We start from the raw sequence: 21,425 nt of genomic DNA on the forward strand, positions 1-21,425 counted from the left end.
CAAAAATAATCGGTACCTCTTCCATAAACCATGATATCGGTCAGTTCTCATTTGGAGAATTCTTAGTGCATGATTCTTCAACTTATTACTTAAATAGCGACACAGGTAATCTAAAAAGAGGTGATTAAGGGTAAGAAAACTGTAAGTATGAGGTTTGTTTAAAAGTTGAAGCTAACTCAGATTTTTTTGATGTGATATATATCATTTCCTATAACATGCTTTAAGAATAGTTTGCATCCTAATTTGAACGGACCAACTAACAGACAAAATAAGCATTTGGTCTAATCCTTAAATTATAATAAACATGGCAGTAGCGGAACACATACTTTTCTTTGACCAAATTTCTAATAAAGATGTACCTAGAGTTGGCGGCAAGAATGCCTCGTTAGGTGAAATGTACAATCAACTGAATCCAAAAGGTATAGGTATTCCTAACGGTTTTGCACTTACTGCTAAAGCTTATCGCTTGTTCAGGACAGAAAACAATTTAGAAAAAACGCTAAATGATTTGTTGCATGCTCTGGATACTGATCAGTATACCAACCTTAGTGAGATTGGTAAAAAGGCTAGAACATTGATATTAGGAGCATCCTTCCCTGATGAGGTTAATGCAGCCGTCAAGAAGGCATATATTTCACTTTCCGAACAATGCAAAATCAATAATTTAGATGTCGCTGTTCGTAGCAGCGCAACCGCCGAAGACCTCCCCACGGCCAGCTTTGCTGGAAGAATGGAGTCGTTTCTAAATATAAGTGGGGAAAAACAATTGTTGGATGCTGTGCATCGATGTTACGCCTCCTTGTTTACAGACCGGGCCATTAAGTACCGTCATGATATGGGGTTTACTGATATGGACATCGCCATTTCGGTTGGGGTACAACAAATGGTACGAAGTGATAAAGCAGCGTCGGGCGTTGCATTTACCATTGACCCCGATAGTGGGTTCGAGAATGCAATTATCATTAATAGTGTATGGGGCTTAGGCGAAAACATTGTACAAGGAAGATCGACCCCAGATGAATGGATTGTTTTTAAGCCTACCCTCACCAACGAAAAGCTGCATCCAATTTTGAAGAGCAGCTGCGGTAAAAAAGAATATACTATGGTGTATTCTGAAAAGAAAGAGGGAGCATCTGTGGAAAAAACCATTACGAATTTGGAAACGGCTATTGAAAAACAAAATATATTTTCCTTATCGAAAAAAGAGGTTGTACAGCTTGCACAATGGTGCTACAAGATAGAACAGCATTATGGGATGGCTATGGATATTGAATGGGCAAAAGATGGTCTTAATAATCAACTTTACATAGTACAGGCACGCCCTGAAACCGTTCACGGAAAGATAAAGAAACAGATTAGAGAAATCTTTACCCTGAAAGAGACTGGAAAGCTCCTTACTAAGGGAATTGCCTTGGGCGATAAGATTACTTCGGGCAAAGCCCGAATCATTATTAGTCCAGAGGATGGGGGGCAACTGAAAAAAGGCGAAGTCTTGATTACCGACATCACTAATCCCGATTGGGATCCGGTGCTCAAAAAAGCAGCAGCCATTATTACCAACAAAGGGGGAAGAACAAGCCATGCCGCCATTGTTGCCAGAGAATTAGGTACGGTTGCCGTGGTAGGTTGTGGCAATGCTACGCAAGTGATAAAAGATGGTCAAGAAATTACGGTTTCTTGTGCAGAAGGTAAAGAAGGCAATGTGTATGACGGGGTTCTAAAATGGGAAATAAAAGAAGAAGATTTTAGTCAATTACCAATGCCAATTACCGCACCTATGTTCATTCTTGCGGACCCTGATAGGGCCTTTGAACTCAACAACTATCCAAACAAAGGTGTTGGCCTGTTGCGACTAGAGTTTGCGATATCAAACAGTATTCGCATCCACCCTTTGGCCTTATGTGAGCCCGAAAAAGTAGTGGATGAAAAAACAAAGGCTGAGATAAAAGAACTTACCAAAGACCACAAAAATGGAGAGACCTATTTTGTGGACAAGCTTGCCGAAGCAGTCTCCATGGTAGCGGCAGCATTTTACCCTAAGGATGTAATTGTTCGAATGAGCGATTTTAAAAGTAACGAGTACGCTAATCTATTAGGGGGCAAGTATTTTGAACCACATGAAGAAAACCCGATGCTCGGCCTTCGAGGCGCATCACGGTATTACAGCGATTTTTACCGTAAAGGTTTTGCCTTGGAATGTATGGCCATGAAAAAGGTACGCGAAGAGATGGGAATGACCAATGTGAAGTTGATGATTCCATTTTGTAGAACTGTGGAGGAAGGAGAAAAGGTTATTGCGGAGCTTGCGCGAAACGGGCTTAAGCAAAAAGAGAACGGTTTGGAAGTTTATGTAATGATCGAGATTCCAAGTAACGTACTAATGGCTGATGCGTTTGCAAAGCTCTTCGATGGTTTCTCGATAGGTTCCAATGATTTGACTCAGTTGACCCTTGGGCTAGACCGCGATTCTGCCTTAATAAGTTATCTCTTCAATGAAGAAAACCCAGCCGTAAAGGGGTTAATACTGGAAACTATCCGTGCCGCGAAACGGAATAATATCAAAGTGGGATTGTGCGGTCAAGCACCCAGCGATATTCCGGCCTTTGCAAAGTTTTTGGTAGAGGAAGGGATTGACAGCATTTCCTTTAATCCTGATGCATTGGTGCAGGGAATTGAAAATATATTGGAAGCGGAAAAAAACACAAAACCCAAACAATGACAAAAATATTAATTATAGGAGGCGGTACTGCGGGTATAACGGTGGCCGCTCAATTAATACGAAAATTAAAGAAGGTACATATTGAATTATTTGAACCTTCTAAATACCATTATTACCAACCATTATATACACTCGTTGGCGCTGGTACGGATAAAAAAGAAAAAACAATAAAAGAAACTTCAAAGCTGATACCAAAAGGAGTTATTTGGAACCAACAAAAGATTCTAGGGTTTAAACCTAAAGAAAATATAGTTATTGGTGAAGATTGCAAAGAATACGTGTATGATTATCTGATTGTAGCACCAGGGATTCAATTAAACTGGCACCTAGTAAAGGGGTTAACAGAGACCATGGGTAAAAATGGTGTTTGTAGCGTATATGGTTACCAAGAATCTGAAGAAACATTTTCTTCCTTAAAGGCCTTTAAAGGGGGCAATGCATTATTTACGTCCCCAAATACGCCCGTAAAATGTGGTGGGGCACCCCAAAAAATAATGTATTTGACGGAAGCCTATTTAAGAAAAAAAGGTCTCCGAAATACTACCAATGTGATTTTCGCATCGGGGGGGTCGAAACTATTTAGTGTGCCAGGGTATACCGAAGCCCTTCAAAAAATCATTGATAATAGAAAGATAAAAACCCACTTTTCACATAATTTAATCAAGGTTGATGGCCAAAAAAAGGAAGCCACCTTTACGGTTAAAATGTTCGAAGGAGACCAACAAGTAGGTATGGAAGAAAAGATCATTAGTTTTGATTTGTTACACGTTGCACCGCCACAGAGTGCGCCAGATATCATAACAGAAAGTGAGCTGGCAATACAGGATGGAAAATTGAAAGGCTGGTTGAATGTTGACCATTATACTCTGCAACACAACAGTTTTCCAAATGTTTTTGGTCTTGGAGACGTATGTGGTTTGCCAACCGGAAAAACAGGGGCCGCAATTAGAAAACAAGTGCCTGTGGTTGTGAATAATGTACAAAGGTTACTGGAGAGAAAAGAGGTCAATGGTAAATTTAAATACAATGGGTATTCGGCTTGTCCTATACTAACGGATTACAAGCATGTATTAATGGCTGAATTCGAATATGGATACAAACCAAAATCCTCTTTCTTTTTTGATACAACTAAACCAAGATGGTCCATGTATTTACTCAAGCATTTTTATCTACCATGGTATTATTGGAATAGAATGTTGAAGGGAAGAAACTAGTTGATACTAAAAAAAGTATCTCTATGACATAATAAGTATAAATACCTATGAAATTGAATTATGCGAACGAGGAAGAAGCGGTAAAAATAATCCGGAGCACAGAGCATGTATTTATGCATGGTTGTGCTGCCCCGTGGTTATGTTAATTAAATGCTTTTTCATCTGCAGAACTAGAACATAAAAAGAATGATTAAAACATCAAAATTTACTTATAAGAACGCTCTTAGTCGTTTTACACACAACGCCGCAACATCTGGTATTGTTTTGATTTTAACTACGATAATTGCAATTATTTGGGCGAATTCAGCATGGGGAAGCGTTTATTTTGAGCTTTGGCAAAAACCCGTGTCATTTAGTTTCGGAGATGTTGGTATATCAAAACCTTTGATTTTATGGATCAATGATGGCTTAATGGCCATGTTTTTCTTCGTTATCGGTCTGGAGCTCAAACGTGAGATAATCGCGGGAGAACTTTCTACTTGGAAACAAGCATCAATGCCCATATTCGCCGCCATAGGGGGTTCAGCCATACCTGCATTAATCTTTTTACTATTCAATAGTGGATTGCCAACTGCTAATGGCTGGGGAATACCGATGGCGACCGATATTGCTTTTTCCCTAGGCGTTTTAGCCTTGTTGGGCAGTAGGGTTCCTCTTTCATTAAAAATATTTTTGACAGCACTTGCCATAGTTGATGATTTAGTGGCCGTTCTGGTAATAGCTTTTTTCTATTCCTCAGAGATTGTACTTTCTAATATCATCTGGGGTTTGGGCTTTCTCGGGGTAATGATAAGCATGAATTGGTTGGGTGTACGAAATCAACTTGCGTATGCAATACCAGGGGTATTGGGTTTTTGGCTGGCCTTTTTACTTTCAGGTATTCATCCTACAATTGCAGGCGTCTTGGCAGCTTTGACAATCCCTGCAAGTACCAAAATCAATAAGTCGGATTTTAAAAACAACATATTGAAGCTTCTAGCCGAAATAAGGGATTCTTCTGCAAAACTTAATCCATTTTTAACGAATAAGGAACAAGGCATCGTATCGAATATCGAAGCACAATGTGAATACTATAAACCTCCGCTTCAGGCTTTGGAAAAGGCGTTCCATCCTTGGGTTGTCTTTCTAATCATGCCAATTTTTGCTTTGAGCAACGCGGGAGTTTTGCTTGGTGATAGCATCGTATCCGCGATGTTAAGCCCTACCGGATTGGGAATTTCAATAGGATTGGTTTTAGGAAAACCAGTAGGCATTCTATTATTTTCTTGGATAGCATATAAATTGAAGATTGCCATGCTGCCCACAAACATTAAATGGGTGCATATATTGGGAGTTGGTCTTTTGGCCGGAATAGGCTTTACGATGGCCTTGTTTATTATGGGGCTCGCCTTTTCAGACACTACAATGATTAGTAATGCCAAAATAAGCATATTGTTTACCTCTTTAGGTGCTGGCATAATAGGCTATTTCATATTGTACAGAACATTACCAGCATATGAATCAAAGTAGAAAATGGGGAATTCAGTTAAAAAGTTTAAAAATTAGGATATGAGAAAAAACTTGGAAAAAGAGGAAATAGAAGGGGTTCTAATGAGCAACTATATAGGCCATCTGGCATTTATATCACAAGCAAGGCCCTATATGATGCCAATCACGTATTACTATAATAAGGTCCAGAATGCCATAATAAGTTATTCGGGCGAAGGTTTAAAATTGAGCGCAATGCGTAAAAACAATGCGGTTTCATTAGAAGTGGATGAAATCAATTCGGTGGGGAACTGGAAATCAGTTTTGGCGCACGGCACATTTGAAGAAGTTCAGGGAATCGATGCCAAACAGCAGTTGCATCAATTTGCCGAAGGTGTGAAAACCATTATCACAAAAAAAGAAGGTCATAGGCCACAATCGCTTAAGGAATTTTCAGCGCGGATATCTTCTGATAAAATTCCCGTTGTTTTCCGTATTAAGATACTTGAAATAACAGGAAAGCAAAGGGAATCTTAAATTGAAATTATGAGGACATTGGTTTATAGTATTCATGGTTTTGACAAACCTTTTTTGGAGATGGCTGCAAACGATAAACATGAATTGGCCTTTACAAAAGAACCTTTAAATGAAAACACGGCAGATCTGGCCAAGGGATATGAAGCCGTAGTACTTTTTACATCAGATAGAGGGACGGCACAAGCATTGGAAAAACAAGCCGCTCACGGAATTAAGTATTTGGCACTTAGGTCGGCAGGCTTTGACCATGTTGATCTTGCCAAAGCCAAAGAATTGGGAATGAAAGTAGCTTACGTTCCTTCGTATTCGCCCTATGCCATTGCAGAACATGCGGTCGCTTTGATGCTGGCATTGAACCGAAAACTCATTTTAGGTCAAGAATTAATGAATCAAAATAATTTTATTTTGGATCAGCTTGTAGGTTTCGATTTACACGGAAAAACGGTAGGAATAGTGGGCACGGGGAAGATAGGCGGTGCTTATACAAGAATCATGCATGGCTTTGGTTGTAAATTATTAGGGTATGATATTGAGCAAGACCAAGAACTTATTGAGGACACCAACATTTCCTACACCTCTTTGGAAAGGTTGTGCGAACAATCGGATGTTATCTCGGTTAACTGCCCTCTCAATGTTTGCACAAAACATATGTTTAACAAAGAAATTTTTTCCAAAATGAAAAAAGGGGTCATGTTCATTAATACTGCAAGAGGCGGAGTAGTCAATACCAATGATTTAATAGATGCCTTGGATAATGGAATTATTGCCTTCGCGGGCTTAGACGTATACGAATATGAAAAACCCATTTTTTTCTATGACCATTCGGGAAAGGCACTGGAGGATAGGCTCTTTGAAAAACTTCGCTCGTACCCGAATGTATTGATAACGGGACATCAGGCATTTTTGACCAATGAGGCCTTGAAAGGTATCGCCTCCACTACTATTGCCAATCTAGATGCTTGGGAAAGGAACGAGATTTCAGAAAATGAATTATAACATTTAAATGGAGCATTTGATATTGATTATCGCATTTATAGGTTTACTTGTAGGGGTTTTTCTTCTCAAGAGACTATGGTTGGGTGCTTTATTTGCCCTAGGATTGGTTATTTTGGGTAAGACATATCCCGCTGGCCTATATGTTCCCATTGCGAATGGTCTAATTATTACAGCTGAATTGGGTCTGTTGATTTTCGGGGCCTACTTGTTTTATAACCTATTATCGGCACATCGGCATTTTAAGGAATTCGATGTTTTTCTAAATTCTTTTTCATCCAAACTATCTGTTGTTATTATTCTGTGCTGGTTTATGGGCAGTTTTATGGAGGGTATCGCGGGCTTTGGCATCCCCGCTATGCTCATTGCCCCTCTTATGCTAGCTCTAGGTTTTAAACCGATTACAAGTATAATTCTACCTTTGGCGGCCAATACCACGGCTGTCGCTTTTGGCGCCCTGGGCACGCCTTTGAAAATAGGCCTTGGTATTTTTTCATCGGGCGATATGGTTCTATATACCCTGCTGCTAAATAGCTTGCCCGCCCTTATGATGCCTTTTGTTCTGGCATTTTTGTATAGTAAAACAGAGCAGGTAAAGATTAATTGGCCCAAAGAAAGAAAAAAGCTCTTAGGTGCTGGTGTTTGTTTTGTCGTACCCTATTTTATAACAGGATTGTTTACTGTAGAATATCCTTCGGCAATAGCCGGTTTTATAGGTCTAATTTTATTTGTTTCCATTTTTATCCCAAAAAAAGAAACGCCAAAACTGTCATTTTGGTGGAACAGTTTCTATCCGTACCTACTTTTCGTAGGGCTACTTTTAACAGCGAAATTTTTAATGTCCGGTTATACTTTTAAATGGAATGGAGATTTGAAGGAAATTCCTTTATATCAACCTGGATTAGTTTTCGTTTTTGCTGGCTTGGTTTATTTGATTATCAAAAATTATAAAAGTCTAAGCCTTCATATTTTGACAGAAACAAAAAGGACAATTTCACGCATATACAAACCAATAACCACAATTCTGTTGTTAGTCTGTTTTGTCCAATTGATAAATCCTGAATTGAACGGATTGATGCAAGGGCTATTAACTGATAACCCAAAGTTATCCATCCCATTAATTGCACTAGCAGGGGTGGGGGGCAGTTTTGTTACAGGGAGTGCCACAATGAGTAATTTATTATTGGGCAATAGTATACAGACATTCGCTTCAATGACCCTCTCCACGCCATTACTTTTAGCATTGCTGCATACAGGAAGTGCTGTTGGCAATGCCATATCATTACAGAACATCATCATGGTCAAGTCGGTTATTCAGCAACCTGTGAGGGAAGAAAAAATAGTATCTTATAATTTAATTACAGTATCGCTCTATATGACTTTATCAATGCTAATTGCAGTTTTACTAGTGAGATATAGATAGATCAGAAATCTAACAAGAATGAAATAATGTGATTAAAACTAATAGAATAAATTCAAGAAGAAATTAAAATGTCGACAGCGATTTTAGAAATTATAGACGTTTTGTTTTTTGCGTTTCATACAGCCCTTATACTTTTTAATGTATTCGGATGGCTTGTACCGGCTTGGCGTTTGGCAAATCTGATTACGTTGTTGCTGACGGTATTTTCATGGTTGGTGCTTGGGTTTTGGTACGGTTGGGGATACTTTATTTGTGTAGATTGGCATTGGTATGTCAGGGAGTTATTGGGTTATCAAAACACAAGCTCATCCTATATACACTTTCTTGTTCTTAAAATTACAGGGATTGATTTCCCAATTAATTTGGTGGATACAATTACAGCAACTGTACTCTTTTTGGTTGTTGTAATAAGTAGTTATTTAAATATTAAAAAATGGAAAAGCAAATAGTTTTTTACACATTCACTTGAATTGGCAAACTTTAAACTACATTACAAACGACTATGCTTTTTGAAAAACACTAGATATGAAGGGATCATTTAAACTTGGAAGTATAGCGGGAATCGCAGTATTTGTCCATTGGACATTTTCGATACTCATTGCTTATATTATTGTAAGTAATTACAGGGCTGGACAAAGTATGGAACAAATTCTATGGTCCTTGCTTTTTATACTCAGTATTTTTGGCACCGTTTTTTTACATGAACTAGGGCATGCGCTTGCGGCCAAAAAGTATAATGTAAAGACCAAAGACATTACTATTCTGCCCATAGGTGGGGTAGCCCGGTTGGAAAAAATTCCTGAAAAACCAAAAGAGGAATTAGTTGTTGCCATTGCAGGGCCTTTAGTTAATGTTGCGTTGGCCCTCATAACCAGCATGTTTATTACATTTCCCGAAGCCAATGAATTAACCGCTCTGGTCTCTGAAGGAATAACGGCCAGTAATTTCTTTCTTCTCTTCTATACGGTAAATATTTGGCTAGCCTTATTTAATCTTATTCCAGCTTTCCCTATGGATGGGGGTCGAATTCTTAGGGCATTATTGGCAATGCGTTTTGAGAGAAGCAAAGCGACCAAAATTGCCGCAAGAATAGGGCAGTTGTTGGCAATAGGTTTTGTTTTCATAGGGTTTTACGTCAATCCATTTCTAATTTTTATTGGTCTCTTTATTCTTCTTGGCGCACAGGCCGAAGTTCAATTTACCGAATCAAAAGCAATACTTGCCGGTTATACGGTTCAAGATGTGTTGATGCAGCAGTATCAATCTATTGATTCTGGCGAACCTATAAAAACAGCTATTGCGTATCTTTTAAATGGTCAGAGTAAAAACTTTTTGGTAACCGAAAACAATTTACCAGTAGGCACTTTAAGTCGCGATGAAATCATCAAGGGTCTGTCAACTAAAGGAGAAAATGAAATGGTTGGTAATGTTATGAACAAAGATTTTGTTTTTCTCGAAATCGATTCCCCATTAGAAGAAGCCTTTGAGCAAATGCAGCAGCAAAAAACTAGCTTAATACCTGTAGTGAAAAATGAACTTGTTGTTGGTGCCTTGGATATGGAGAACATCTTAGAATTTATAATGGTTAAAAATGCCAAGGAAAAAAATATGGCGAAACCGATTAACAATTAAATAATAAAGAAATGGTAGAATTATTCTCACAGGCGGATACTTGGGTAGCCCTAGTAACCCTAACGTTTTTAGAAATTATTTTAGGTATCGATAATGTTATATTCATCTCTATTACTGCAGGTAAATTACCTGAGGACAGCCAAAAAAAGGCAATAAGATTAGGGCTATTATTGGCCATGTTTTTTAGGGTATTGCTGTTGTTTGGAGTCTCCTATTTAATTGCAATGAAAGATGCATTTTTCAGTTTCGATTATTCATGGTTTAAAACCGATATTACAGGGCAAGGCATGGTGTTGTTCTTAGGGGGTATTTTTCTTATTTATAAGAGTACTAGTGAAATTCATCAAAAGGTGGAGAATATTTCGCATAGTAAAGCTAAGGCGGTGGCCGCTTCATTTGTTAAAGTTATTGTGCAAATCGTTATAATTGATATGGTTTTTTCCTTTGATTCAGTTTTAACAGCGGTGGGTATGACTAGCGGGCTTGAAGGTGCATTACCAATTATGATTATAGCCGTGGTCGTTTCGATAATCATTATGATGGTTTTTGCAAATCCGGTCAGCAATTTTGTGAATAAACATCCCGCAATACAAATGTTGGCACTCTCTTTTTTGATTTTAATTGGTTTTATGTTGATTACCGAAGGAGCGCATTTGTCAAATACCGAAGTGTTTCAGCAGCATGTTGGCGCAATACCTAAAGGGTATTTGTATTTCGCGATCGTATTTTCATTAGCCATTGAGTTTTTGAATATGCGTTTTAGAAAAAATATTGATATAGAGGAGATTTCTGAAGAAGGCGAATAGCCAAATGAGTAAGAAGGGTATTTTGGGTAATAAAATTTAAAAATATAGAAGTACGATATACTAGATTATGCTAAGAGAGCAAGGACATAAAACAAGGGCTGATACCGGCAATAGCTTTTCCGAAAGGATTGAGCTGGTAAATAGTGGAGAAGATTTCTTTGACCGTCTATTGTGTATTATTTCTAATACCAAGTCAGAATTGCACTTGCAAACCTACATTTTTGAAAACGATGTCGCGGGAAAAGAGGTTGCCTTAGCTTTGAAAAAGGCTGTCTTAAGAAATGTAAAGGTCTATGTATTGTTTGATGGTTACGGTTCGGCTTCCTTATCAGACTATTTTATAAATGACTTGGTTGCCAATGGAATCAATGTCCGGTTTTTTGCTCCTTTTTTCTCAATGAATAGTATCTATTTAGGGCGCAGATTACACCATAAGATTGTGGTAGCTGATGGCGAAACTGCACTTGTTGGAGGTATAAATATTGCTGATAAGTATCGGGGAACTAAAACGATGGAACCTTGGTTGGATTATGCAGTTCAAATTGAAAGCGCTAATGCAGCGTCTTATCTTCAGGAGTTGTGTAAAATGATTTATTTAAAAAATAACCGTAAAAGTATTGTCACAACAAAGAATACTTTCCACTTAGCAAAAGGTGTTTCGGCCCATATCATTCAAAACGACTGGCTGCATCGAAAAAACGAGATTTATGATGCCTATACCAATGCTATTCAAAATGCCAAGGAGGAAATAACGATACTGGGCAGTTATTTCTTTCCAGGGCGAAGACTTTCTAAAGCCTTAAAGGAGGTGTCCCTGAAAGGAGTGAAAGTGAAATTGATTCTGTCAGGGGTTTCAGATGTGCCGTTGGCAAGACGGGCAACAAACCATTTATATACTTCACTTCTTAAATGCAATATTGAACTGTATGAATGGAAGAATTCCGTTTTACATGGTAAAGTAGCAACCGTAGACCATACATGGGCGACTGTTGGCTCCTTTAACCTAAACCATCTAAGTTCATACGGAAGTATTGAACTGAATTTAGAGATAATCTCAAAAGAATTTTCCAAAACTATAGCCACAAGCTTAAATGGGGTAATTGCTCAATGTGAAAAGATAACTTATGATACCCTTAAGGCTAGGGGAGGTTTTTTTACTACGATATTGAACTGGTTCGCTTATCGCATAGTTAGGATCCTTTTTAGAATTACGACCTACGTTCCGTATAAACGATTTTTTAAACGCTTTCAAAATGAATAGTATAGTTTTTGATATTGCCGGATTCGCATTGTGTGCGGGGGTCATTTTAATTAGTGGTTCCAAACTATCCAAATATGGAGATATGATGGCAGATATGCTAGGTTGGGGCAAAATGTTCATGGGCCTTGTACTGATGGCATCGGTTACATCAATGCCCGAATTGATGACCGGCTTTAGTTCTGTAGTCTTGGTCGATGCTCCGAATTTAGCTGTAGGGGATATTGTGGGTAGTTGTGCTTTTAACATCCTGATTATTTCAATTATGGATATGTTCTACAACAAAAAAAAGCCCCTTACATCGGACGTGCAGCCAGGCCATATCATTTCCGCATCCTTTGGTATTATGATGTTGAGTGTGGTGGCTGTCGCTATTTTGATGCCCGGTGTTTTCGGAAGTATTGCATGGGTTGGCGGATCTAGTATAGTCTTTATCTCGATTTATCTAGTTGCAATACGGGTGCTTTACTTATACGAAAAGAAGCAGCATATTCAACATATTTTCCCAAGCGAAGGGGAACTCACTTTAAAACAGGTGATTACGAAGTATGTCATCAATGCCCTCATTGTGATGGGGGCTGCCTTAGCTCTCCCTTATTTTGGGGAACATCTTGCTGTAGCTAGCGGACTGGGTCAAAGCTTTTTTGGTACGCTCTTCATTGCGGCCTCTACGTCCTTGCCCGAAATAGTGGTTTCCGTAACTGCAATCCGTATCGGTACTATAGACCTTGCTATCGGTAATATTTTTGGGAGTAATATTTTTAATATCGGCATACTGGCATTGGACGATATTTTATACACAAAGGGACCTTTATTATTGGATACAAGTCCCAATCATATCATTCCTGTACTAGGAACTATAATTATAACCGCTATTGGTATTACCGGCATCGTTTATAGGGCAGAGAAGAAATGGAAACTGGCATTGGATACGGCATTAATATTGATCGTATTCGTACTCATGATGTTCCTATTGTATCATAAAACAAATATCGCAATCTAATGAATTGGCATTTACTACCCCTTACCGAAATTTCACAGCTGCTAAATACAAGCCCCTCAGGTCTTGATAGCATAACAGTTTCCCAGCGTCTCGTCGAAAACGGAAAAAATGTAATTGAGGATACGAAAAAGAAGACCGTTTTGCAGATGGTATTGCATCAATTAACGGATTTTATGATTGTGATTCTTATTGTAGCAGCTGTTATTTCTGGAGTTATTGGGGATCTAACAGATACAATAATCATTCTGGTCATTATCATTTTAAATGCCATCGTCGGATTCGTACAAGAATACCGAGCGGAAAAAGCAATGGAAGCTTTAAAAGGGATGGTAGCCAGTCAAGCACGTATTTTGCGTAATGGAAAATTAATTGATATCCCTACTGCCGATTTGGTGCCTGGGGATGTCGTTGCGCTTGAGGCTGGAAATATTATTCCTGCCGATGTCCGATTTTACGAAACACATCAGGTAAAAGTCGATGAATCTGCCCTTACTGGGGAATCCCATAATGTGGAAAAGAACCCAGATGAACTGCCTGAAGGGGAATACCCATTGGGCGACCGTATTAATATGGGCTTTAAAGGAACTTCTATTACCAACGGAAGAGCACTTGCATACGTAGTGGCTACTGGTATGAAAACCGAATTGGGTCGTATTGCAAAAATGATTCAGACCGATGAAATAGTAACCCCATTGCAAAAAAGATTGGACGCTTTCGGTAAAAAGCTCTCTGTCGTTATACTTATTCTGTGTTTAGTAATCTTTACTATTGGCTGGCTACGAGGCGAGAGCATTTTAAATATGCTTATACTATCCATTTCGCTTGCTGTTGCAGCAATACCGGAGGCAATGCCAGCACTTGTAACTATAACACTAGCTCTTGGGGCAAAGCGATTGGCAAAAAGCAATGCCCTTATTAGAAAGCTTCCGGCGGTCGAAACCCTGGGTTCGGTTACTTATATCTGTTCGGATAAGACGGGTACCCTCACTTTGAATAAAATGACGGTTCAGGAGGTTTTTGAAACAAAAGACGCGGAATCCCTTTCTGTTTTCGCAAATGGAAATACGCTACTAAACGCAATGGCCTTGAATAATGATGTTTCGAAAAACGAAGACGGTAAATGGCTTGGCGATTCAACAGAGGTGGCATTGGTACAATATGCGTATGATAAGGATGTTGAAAGAACATGGTTGGAAAAAACAGCTCCAAGAATTGCGGAACTGCCTTTTGATTCTTCCAGAAAGTGCATGACCACCTTTCATAAAACAGATAAAGGAATACTTGCAATTACTAAAGGAGCAGTAGATGTGCTATTGGGCAAACTTGTTGAAAATCAAAATTCTCATATCTCCGATTTTGAACACAAAGCCGATAAAATGGCAGAAAGAGGATATCGTGTCTTAGGCTATGCCATTAGGTTACTACCTAAACTACCAAAAATTTTAAATGCTAATGAAATAGAAAAAGACCTTACACTCATTGGTTTTGTCGGTATGATAGACCCTCCACGTGAGGAAGCTAAGCAAGCAGTAAAAGAATGTAAAGATGCAGGTATTATACCCGTTATGATTACCGGTGATCATAAGCTTACAGCACAAGCTATTGCAAAACAGCTAGGAATAATTTCTTCTGCGGAAGACATAGTATTAAACGGAACCGAATTGGCTAAACTAAGTGACGATGATTTTGAAAAAATCGTTGAAAAAGTCCGAGTATATGCAAGAGTAAACCCAGAGCAAAAATTAAAAATTGTTAAAGCATTGCAGGATAAAGATCAATTCGTTGCGATGACAGGGGATGGTGTCAATGATGCTCCTGCACTTAAAAATGCGGATATTGGAGTTGCTATGGGAATTAGTGGAACAGAGGTTACAAAAGAAGCCTCGCATATGATCCTATTGGATGATAATTTTGCCACAATAGTCGTGGCGGTAAAACATGGCAGGAAGATATTTGATAATATATTGAAGTTCATTAAATATATAATGACGGGCAATTCAAGCGAATTATGGGCCATTCTACTTGCCCCATTTTTTGGATTGCCTATTCCGCTATTGGCAATACATATTTTATGGATAAACCTGGTAACTGATGGTTTACCAGGACTTGCGTTAGCCTCTGAGCCATCTGAATCTGGGATTATGAAACGCCCTCCAAGAAGTCCAAAACAGAGCATTTTTGCCAATGGAATGGCAATCCATATTCTGTGGGTCGGTTTTTTTATGGGTTCAGTAACACTTGGCATGCAAGCATGGGCAATACACCATGAACACGCCAATTGGCAGACGATGGCTTTTACCGTGTTGTGTTTTAGTCAAATGGGGCATGTGATGGCCATTCGTTCGGATAGGGAATCTCTTTTTAAGATTGGGGTATTTTCCAATAAACCAATGCTGGTTGCCTTATTGATAACCTTTGCGTTACAGTTTATGATTATTTATGTGCCCTTCTTTAACGATATTTTCAAAACACAACCACTTTCCTTGTCTGAACTTGGAATAACATTGGCAGCATCAGTTGTTGTTTTTTGGGCTGTGGAATTGGAAAAATGGATAAAAAGAATCAAGTCGAAAAGAAAAACCGTTCAACAATGAAAAAACTATTAAATTATCTTTTACAAGGAATTTTGTACATCGCCCCAATAGGCATAACCCTTTATATCATTTATGCCGTTTTTGATTTGATAGACCAATCATTACAAAAATTACTGGATCAGTTTTTTGATTTCAATATACCCGGATTGGGTATATTGACCTTGGTGTTATTCTTGATTTTAGTGGGCTTTTTAGGAAGAACGATTATCGCACGCCCGTTGGGTCTTATTTTAAAAAAAACAATCGATAGAATACCCTTATTAGGGTTTATTTTTTCCGCATTTAATGATTTGTTTTCTGCATTTGTTGGAAAGGAAAAAAAATTTAATCAACCGGTTTTGGTTAAGGTAAACCTGAATTCTGATTTAGAAAAATTAGGTTTCATTACCGAGGAAAATCTGGAACTTCTTGAAGAGAGAGATAAGGTGGCTGTCTATTTTCCACACTCGTACAACTTTTCAGGCGAATTGTTTATTGTGCCAAAGGTCAACATCAAACCATTGAATATACCTTCCAGCGAAGTCATGAAGTTTATTATTTCTGCAGGATTGACTGGGTGGGAAAAGAAAGTTGAATAGTTCCTTCAGTTCAAATAAAGGTATGTTTTGCGACAATGAAACCATAAAATCGACACTAAAATTTACGAGATTGGACCATGGTCCATGGTTCATTTTGATGACATTATGATATCTTTAACCAAATAATCACTAAATCTTAGAAAATGAAAATCTTTTTATATAGAATGATGCTCTTTTTTTGTTTGACACTACTCCCCATTGCAATCTGCGCACAAACGAATTATTACAATGTTACTACGAAAAATGACACTATAGGAGTGCTGAAAGTTTCAAAGATTATTGAGTCGGAAAAAGTTATATATCATTATGCAATAGATATAGGGTTCGAAATCGTAACTAAAATACACATCTTGTATGATTTAAGTACAGTTTATAAAAACGACGCCCTTTTTTCAGCTAGTGTTGATAATACGGTAAACGGTAGGCAACGGCATAAATCTGACCTTTTATGGAAAGATTCATATTATGAGATTAATGAAGAGGGAAAGAAAAGCAGAAAATTCGGGACTCTAGTGAATTACAGTAATATTAAACTTTTTTTTTATGAGCCAATAGATGTCCAAAAAGTGTTTTCAGAACATGCTGCTGAGTTTGGGACGCTAAAATTAAAAGGTAAAAATCATTATGAGCTTACCTTACATACGGGGGCAAAAAATCACTACTACTACAAAGACGGGATATTGGTTAAAGCAAACATCGGTAATTCTTTCATCCCATTTCAATTGGTATTAAGAAAGAAATAGTGTTAGTCGAAAAAGAAATTAATTATAGAGGAGTATTTAGCCGATAGGATTAATGTGCAAAGCAAATTTTATACTTTTCAAATGTTTCAATTATACACCATGTCAAGTCTTAAAAAGTTGGAATTCTTAAATTAAACACCTTAAAAATGAACATAGTTACCTTAACAGTCAATCCAGCTCTTGATAAAAGTGCCAAAGTAGATGGTCTTGTGCCGAATGATAAACTGAAATGTCATTCCCTCAAATACCAGCCGGGAGGCGGAGGTATTAATATTACAAGAGTATTAAAAAGACTTGAATTAGAGACCAATTGTATTTTTCCATCTGGTGGTAACGCAGGAGTTCATTTAAAAGATTTACTACTTAAAGAAAATATAGAGCCCATTTCAGTTCCCGTGGACGGATGGACAAGAGAAAATCTTTCTGTTGTGGATACCCAAAATGGATTACAATATCGATTTGGGATGCCAGGAAATACATTGTTGGAAAAAGAACTAAATACCTTAGAAAACCTATTGAAAAAAAGTTTGAATACCAACGATATTTTGGTTTTAAGCGGAAGCCTAGCAGAGGGAATACCTATTGATTACTATTCTAAACTCATCAAGGCAGTAGCCAGTAAAAAGGTCAAAATAGTAATAGATACCTCAGGCTCAGCCCTTAAAGAAGTTCTTAAAGAAAATGTGTATTTGATAAAACCAAACCAGCGCGAGTTGGCCCAACTGGCTGGAAAAGAATTTTTATCAAGCGAAGAACAAGAAGCATTTGCTTTAGAACTGATTAAATCGAAAAAGGCAAAATATGTGGTGGTCTCTTTAGGCGCAAGAGGGGCTTTTATAGCCTCGGAGGAAGGTATTCACTACCAAGCCACCCCTTCATTGTAAAAAGCACGATAGGCGCAGGAGACAGTATGGTTGCTGGACTGGTTTATGCCACAACAAAAAATTGTACTCCCAAAATAATGCTGAAATGGGGAGTTGCCTGTGGCGTCGCAGCAACCATGAATGAAGGAACGGACTTGGCCCAAAAGGGAAATATCGATATAATATTTAAAATGCTGTAGCTTCCCCTAATATTGCCTTTAAGGGATTATTTCTATTCTTCGTATAGTTCAGTTACTCATAAAGAAGCAAATCTCATAAACCTTAAAAAATCACTTTGAAGTTGATAATTATCATCGCATGGGCTTTTTCTCATTACTATCATTTGTCTCTATTCAATATGATTTTCTTTCCGTTTTCAACCTTAATTGAAACAAAAATTTTGGTAACAGAAAGTGATTAAAAACTCAAACATAATACGAACAATAAAATTTGATATTAAAAATGAAAAAGTCAATCGTAATTATGGCATTTTGCATAGGAGGTCTTTTGATTGGGAATGGTTGTGCACAAAAAGTAACCCGAATTGGAGAAAGTCAGCAGGTTGATTTAAGTGGAAGATGGAACGATACCGACTCAAGATTGGTTTCTGAGGAAATGGTCAAAGATGGTCTTGCCCGTACCTGGCTTCTAGATTTTGTAGAAGCGCAAGGGAAAAAACCGGTGGTCATTGTCGGTATTATTAAAAATAAGACCAGTGAACATATCAGCTCGGAAACCTTCATTAATGATATTGAAAGGGAATTTATTAACTCAGGGAAAGTGAAACTGGCACAAGGCGGCGAGGCAAGGGAAGATCTAAGACAGGAGAGAGGAGACCAACAAGATTTTGCATCGCTTGATACCGCTAAGAAATGGGGTCTTGAAAAAGGGGCCGATTTCATGCTACAAGGGTATCTAAATTCAATTACCGATTCAAATAATAGAGAAAAAGCCATGTTTTATCAAGTAGACCTGGTGTTGACGGATTTAGAATCGAATGAAAAAGTATGGATAGGATCCAAAAAGATTAAGAAAGCTGAGTTCAACCCATAAGTGCAACAATTTTATTATTTAGGACTTCAATAGGGTTATTATAATTAAACTTTTTAATAGGTCTGTAATTTAGTAATCTTTCTACTTCTTTTATTCTATTGATTGACACCTTTCTAAGGTCTGTTTTCTTAGGAAAGAACCTTCTAATAACACCTATTCTGTTTTCTACTGTTCCTTTGTCCTGAGAGGTGTATGGTCTTGTAAAATAAGTTTTTGCGTTTAAATCTTTGGCTATTTTATGATGGTATGCAAATTCTTTTCCGTTATCAAATGTGATGGTCTTGATCCAAGATGCACTAAAATTGGTCAGTCTCCGGTTCATTTTTTCATATACTTCATCTGCATTTTTACTCTTAAGCTTTTCAATCATTGTTATCAAAGTTGTTCTGGCTGTCATTACTAATAAAGCTGATTTATGATTACTTCCCATCATTAAATCTACCTCGATGTCTCCGATACGAGAGCGACCCTCTACAATCTTTGGACGTTTGTCCATACCAACTCTTCCTTCTATAGCACCACGTCTATCTTTTATATTGTTACGCTTCTGCCTACGTCCAGTGTGACGTAAGTGCTTATATAGTCTTTTATAGTCTAAGTGGTCCCTATGATTACTGTGCTTTGCAAGCCATATCCATTTATAGATAGTCTCGTGACTTACACATTCTTCGGATTCTTTGGATAAGCGCTTAGAAATAAGCTCTGGACTCCATTTCTCATAAGCCATAAGTCCTTTAATACGACTTTTTAATTCTTCGGTTAATAAAATTTGTTTAGCCTTTTTTAAATGACGCTCGTTAGCCTTGCTTTGCGCATGTTCGCCGATATAACGTCCAGCTGTCCTACCTCGTTTAGGTATGTTACGTTTGAGTTCTCGAGATATAGTACTCTTATTAACTCCTATATAATCCGCTATTTGGGTTTGTGACAATCCCACATCCAGTAGTGATTGAATTTGATACCTTTGCTCAAGGCATAGTTGTTTGTATTTTTTCATGCAAGACGAATATAAATATTGAGCCTAAAACAGATGGGGCTAGCCCCATCTGTTTTAAATATTCGTGTTGCACTTATTACTTGAACTTAGAAAATTAATAAAATAGGTTTTGTTTACTTTCGAAATATTAAACAACACTTTGATTCTGCGGTATCTTCCATTCTTTATTTTGCTGCTTTTTTTTTCAGGTTGTGCGACTTATCATGAAAAAAACAATGATTTTCAAAGGCACTTCGTTAAAGGGGAAATAGAGGATGCCAATACGATTCTGGATAAGAACAAAAAAGCATCCGAAGATAAAAACAGGTTACTGTATTATCTACAAAAGGGAGTAGTCTTACAGATGCAGGGTAACTATACGGAAAGCAATCAATTCTTCGAAAAGGCTTATATTTTTGGGGAAGACTATCGCAAGAACTATACTTTAACGGCCGCGAGTATCTTAACAAACCCAAACGCGAAACCTTATGTGGGCGAGGACCACGAATTGGTACTCTTGCATTACTTTAAGGCATTGAATTTTTTAAGAATGAATGACTTTGATGCAGCTTTGGTGGAATGCCGAAGAATAAATAACAAACTCAATGCACTTAATGACAGGTATGAAAAGAAAAAGAATCGCTACAAACAGGACGCCTTTGCCTTGAACCTCATGGGCATAGCATACGAAGCTTCAGGAGATGTTAACAATGCGTTTATCGCCTATCGGAATGCTTACAAAACCTATTCAGAGGACTATAGTACTGATTTTGCCACTGCCCCTCCTACTCAATTGAAAAAGGACTTGCTTAGGACAGCCTATCTTAATGGATTTACAGAGGAATTGAATCGGTTCGAAAAGGAATTTTCAATGACCTATACCCCTATTGAGAAAACAGGTGCCGAATTGCTATTTTTCTGGCACAATGGCTCGGGCCCTGTTAAAGATGAATGGAGCATTAATTTTTTCGTTGTCAAAGGACAGGGCGGTGTGGTTTTGTTTGTGAATGAAGAGCTGGGGTTGACTTTCCCCTTTCCATTACCCGTCATGGGGCAAGGCTCTGGAGGTTTGGGAGACTTGAAATTCGTAAGGGTAACATTCCCGAAATACCTTGAAAGAAAACCTTATTACCGAAATGGGGAACTGGTCTTGGGCAACAACACATATCAATTGGAACTTGCTGAAAATATTAACGAAATCGCCTTTAAAACACTTGAAGACCGTATGCTGCGCGAGCTGACCAATTCATTACTGAGGCTCGCGGTAAAACAGGCCGCTGAATATCAATTGCGCAAACAAAATGAAAATTTGGGTGCATTGCTTTCTGTTCTGAACGCAGTTTCCGAAAAATCCGACACTAGAAACTGGCAGACTTTACCTTATAGTATTTCTTACGCCAGAGTACCGTTAGCTGAAGGTAGCAATCAGCTTGAACTCAAGGTCTACTCGCCAAATAAAAGCCAATATACCACAGAAAAATTTGAGTTCGTTGTAGAAAAAGGGCAAACTCTATTTCACATCTTCAATAGTTTGGAAAGTATTCCGCTAGAACAGTTTTAGCGTGG

General features: G+C 38.0%; 19 protein-coding genes. 18 read left to right on the forward strand and 1 reads right to left on the reverse strand.

Annotated features, from left to right (window positions below):
- Positions 1-304 precede the first annotated feature (304 nt).
- The 17 genes from ppsA to B5X55_RS11410 all read left to right on the forward strand — a co-directional run bounded on the left by ppsA (position 305) and on the right by B5X55_RS11410 (position 18,883).
- Positions 305-2,719 (forward strand): phosphoenolpyruvate synthase, encoded by a 2,415-nt coding sequence (ppsA, locus tag B5X55_RS11335; RefSeq protein ID WP_079512736.1) that lies wholly within the window; start codon positions 305-307, stop codon positions 2,717-2,719.
- The gene (locus B5X55_RS11340) at positions 2,716-3,933 is read left to right on the forward strand and encodes an NAD(P)/FAD-dependent oxidoreductase (RefSeq protein ID WP_079512737.1); all 1,218 of its coding nucleotides are present in this window, start codon (positions 2,716-2,718) and stop codon (positions 3,931-3,933) included. The genes ppsA and B5X55_RS11340 overlap by 4 nt, the downstream gene beginning before the upstream one ends.
- Before the next feature lie 186 nt (positions 3,934-4,119).
- Positions 4,120-5,442, forward strand: coding sequence for a Na+/H+ antiporter NhaA (gene nhaA / locus B5X55_RS11345; protein ID WP_079512738.1), 1,323 nt, complete (start codon positions 4,120-4,122; stop codon positions 5,440-5,442).
- Between the two features lie 39 nt (positions 5,443-5,481).
- The gene (locus B5X55_RS11350) at positions 5,482-5,937 is read left to right on the forward strand and encodes a pyridoxamine 5'-phosphate oxidase family protein (RefSeq protein ID WP_079512739.1); all 456 of its coding nucleotides are present in this window, start codon (positions 5,482-5,484) and stop codon (positions 5,935-5,937) included.
- Positions 5,938-5,946: 9 nt separating this feature from the next.
- Positions 5,947-6,933, forward strand: coding sequence for a 2-hydroxyacid dehydrogenase (locus tag B5X55_RS11355; protein ID WP_079512740.1), 987 nt, complete (start codon positions 5,947-5,949; stop codon positions 6,931-6,933).
- A gap of 7 nt (positions 6,934-6,940) precedes the next feature.
- Positions 6,941-8,353, forward strand: a complete 1,413-nt coding sequence (locus B5X55_RS11360; RefSeq protein ID WP_079512741.1) for an L-lactate permease — start codon at positions 6,941-6,943, stop codon at positions 8,351-8,353.
- A 68-nt stretch (positions 8,354-8,421) separates the two neighbouring features.
- Positions 8,422-8,802: a DUF2784 family protein gene (locus B5X55_RS11365; protein WP_079512742.1), complete on the forward strand. Its 381-nt coding sequence runs from the start codon at positions 8,422-8,424 to the stop codon at positions 8,800-8,802.
- Between the two features lie 76 nt (positions 8,803-8,878).
- Positions 8,879-9,985 carry a site-2 protease family protein gene (locus tag B5X55_RS11370; RefSeq protein WP_079512743.1) on the forward strand — a complete coding sequence of 369 codons (1,107 nt, stop codon included), beginning with the start codon at positions 8,879-8,881 and terminating at the stop codon, positions 9,983-9,985.
- 11 nt (positions 9,986-9,996) lie between these two features.
- The gene (locus tag B5X55_RS11375) at positions 9,997-10,791 is read left to right on the forward strand and encodes a TerC family protein (RefSeq protein WP_079512744.1); all 795 of its coding nucleotides are present in this window, start codon (positions 9,997-9,999) and stop codon (positions 10,789-10,791) included.
- A gap of 67 nt (positions 10,792-10,858) precedes the next feature.
- Positions 10,859-12,052 (forward strand): phospholipase D-like domain-containing protein, encoded by a 1,194-nt coding sequence (locus B5X55_RS11380; RefSeq protein WP_079512745.1) that lies wholly within the window; start codon positions 10,859-10,861, stop codon positions 12,050-12,052.
- A complete protein-coding gene (locus B5X55_RS11385; protein ID WP_079512746.1) occupies positions 12,045-13,052 on the forward strand; it encodes a sodium:calcium antiporter in 1,008 nt (335 codons plus the stop codon). Before B5X55_RS11380 ends, B5X55_RS11385 begins: the two co-directional genes overlap by 8 nt.
- A complete protein-coding gene (locus B5X55_RS11390) occupies positions 13,052-15,646 on the forward strand; it encodes a cation-translocating P-type ATPase (protein ID WP_079512747.1) in 2,595 nt (864 codons plus the stop codon). Before B5X55_RS11385 ends, B5X55_RS11390 begins: the two co-directional genes overlap by 1 nt.
- Entirely contained in the window at positions 15,643-16,224 is a 582-nt protein-coding gene (locus tag B5X55_RS11395; RefSeq protein ID WP_159447538.1) for a DUF502 domain-containing protein, read from the forward strand. The genes B5X55_RS11390 and B5X55_RS11395 overlap by 4 nt, the downstream gene beginning before the upstream one ends.
- A gap of 143 nt (positions 16,225-16,367) precedes the next feature.
- Entirely contained in the window at positions 16,368-16,967 is a 600-nt protein-coding gene (locus B5X55_RS11400) for a DUF6134 family protein (RefSeq protein ID WP_079512749.1), read from the forward strand.
- Between the two features lie 146 nt (positions 16,968-17,113).
- Entirely contained in the window at positions 17,114-17,851 is a 738-nt protein-coding gene (locus B5X55_RS11405) for a 1-phosphofructokinase family hexose kinase (RefSeq protein ID WP_079512750.1), read from the forward strand.
- A 26-nt stretch (positions 17,852-17,877) separates the two neighbouring features.
- The gene (locus B5X55_RS19295; protein ID WP_143814475.1) at positions 17,878-18,030 is read left to right on the forward strand and encodes a hypothetical protein; all 153 of its coding nucleotides are present in this window, start codon (positions 17,878-17,880) and stop codon (positions 18,028-18,030) included.
- Between the two features lie 262 nt (positions 18,031-18,292).
- Positions 18,293-18,883, forward strand: a complete 591-nt coding sequence (locus B5X55_RS11410) for a penicillin-binding protein activator LpoB (protein WP_079512751.1) — start codon at positions 18,293-18,295, stop codon at positions 18,881-18,883.
- On the opposite strand, the gene B5X55_RS11415 is transcribed toward B5X55_RS11410, so the two are convergent.
- Positions 18,873-19,880 carry an IS30 family transposase gene (locus tag B5X55_RS11415; RefSeq protein WP_079512752.1) on the reverse strand — a complete coding sequence of 336 codons (1,008 nt, stop codon included), beginning with the start codon at positions 19,878-19,880 and terminating at the stop codon, positions 18,873-18,875. The two genes, B5X55_RS11410 and B5X55_RS11415, sit on opposite strands and share 11 nt — an antisense overlap.
- A 109-nt stretch (positions 19,881-19,989) precedes the next feature.
- On the opposite strand from B5X55_RS11415, the gene B5X55_RS11420 reads away from it, so the two are divergent.
- The gene (locus B5X55_RS11420; protein ID WP_234999720.1) at positions 19,990-21,420 is read left to right on the forward strand and encodes a COG3014 family protein; all 1,431 of its coding nucleotides are present in this window, start codon (positions 19,990-19,992) and stop codon (positions 21,418-21,420) included.
- Positions 21,421-21,425: the final 5 nt, after the last annotated feature.

Origin of the sequence: Maribacter arcticus, assembly GCF_900167935.1 — a bacterium.
In the GTDB taxonomy this organism is placed as follows: domain Bacteria; phylum Bacteroidota; class Bacteroidia; order Flavobacteriales; family Flavobacteriaceae; genus Maribacter; species Maribacter arcticus.

What these genes read in the sequence shown, in the direction of transcription:
- ppsA (WP_079512736.1), top strand. Translation starts at nt 305, where the DNA reads ATGGCAGTAGCGGAACACATACTTTTCTTTGACCAAATTTCTAATAAA.
- B5X55_RS11340 (WP_079512737.1), top strand. Translation starts at nt 2,716, where the DNA reads ATGACAAAAATATTAATTATAGGAGGCGGTACTGCGGGTATAACGGTG.
- nhaA (WP_079512738.1), top strand. Translation starts at nt 4,120, where the DNA reads ATGATTAAAACATCAAAATTTACTTATAAGAACGCTCTTAGTCGTTTT.
- B5X55_RS11350 (WP_079512739.1), top strand. Translation starts at nt 5,482, where the DNA reads ATGAGAAAAAACTTGGAAAAAGAGGAAATAGAAGGGGTTCTAATGAGC.
- B5X55_RS11355 (WP_079512740.1), top strand. Translation starts at nt 5,947, where the DNA reads ATGAGGACATTGGTTTATAGTATTCATGGTTTTGACAAACCTTTTTTG.
- B5X55_RS11360 (WP_079512741.1), top strand. Translation starts at nt 6,941, where the DNA reads ATGGAGCATTTGATATTGATTATCGCATTTATAGGTTTACTTGTAGGG.
- B5X55_RS11365 (WP_079512742.1), top strand. Translation starts at nt 8,422, where the DNA reads ATGTCGACAGCGATTTTAGAAATTATAGACGTTTTGTTTTTTGCGTTT.
- B5X55_RS11370 (WP_079512743.1), top strand. Translation starts at nt 8,879, where the DNA reads ATGAAGGGATCATTTAAACTTGGAAGTATAGCGGGAATCGCAGTATTT.
- B5X55_RS11375 (WP_079512744.1), top strand. Translation starts at nt 9,997, where the DNA reads ATGGTAGAATTATTCTCACAGGCGGATACTTGGGTAGCCCTAGTAACC.
- B5X55_RS11380 (WP_079512745.1), top strand. Translation starts at nt 10,859, where the DNA reads ATGCTAAGAGAGCAAGGACATAAAACAAGGGCTGATACCGGCAATAGC.
- B5X55_RS11385 (WP_079512746.1), top strand. Translation starts at nt 12,045, where the DNA reads ATGAATAGTATAGTTTTTGATATTGCCGGATTCGCATTGTGTGCGGGG.
- B5X55_RS11390 (WP_079512747.1), top strand. Translation starts at nt 13,052, where the DNA reads ATGAATTGGCATTTACTACCCCTTACCGAAATTTCACAGCTGCTAAAT.
- B5X55_RS11395 (WP_159447538.1), top strand. Translation starts at nt 15,643, where the DNA reads ATGAAAAAACTATTAAATTATCTTTTACAAGGAATTTTGTACATCGCC.
- B5X55_RS11400 (WP_079512749.1), top strand. Translation starts at nt 16,368, where the DNA reads ATGAAAATCTTTTTATATAGAATGATGCTCTTTTTTTGTTTGACACTA.
- B5X55_RS11405 (WP_079512750.1), top strand. Translation starts at nt 17,114, where the DNA reads ATGAACATAGTTACCTTAACAGTCAATCCAGCTCTTGATAAAAGTGCC.
- B5X55_RS19295 (WP_143814475.1), top strand. Translation starts at nt 17,878, where the DNA reads ATGGTTGCTGGACTGGTTTATGCCACAACAAAAAATTGTACTCCCAAA.
- B5X55_RS11410 (WP_079512751.1), top strand. Translation starts at nt 18,293, where the DNA reads ATGAAAAAGTCAATCGTAATTATGGCATTTTGCATAGGAGGTCTTTTG.
- B5X55_RS11415 (WP_079512752.1), bottom strand. Translation starts at nt 19,880, where the DNA reads ATGAAAAAATACAAACAACTATGCCTTGAGCAAAGGTATCAAATTCAA.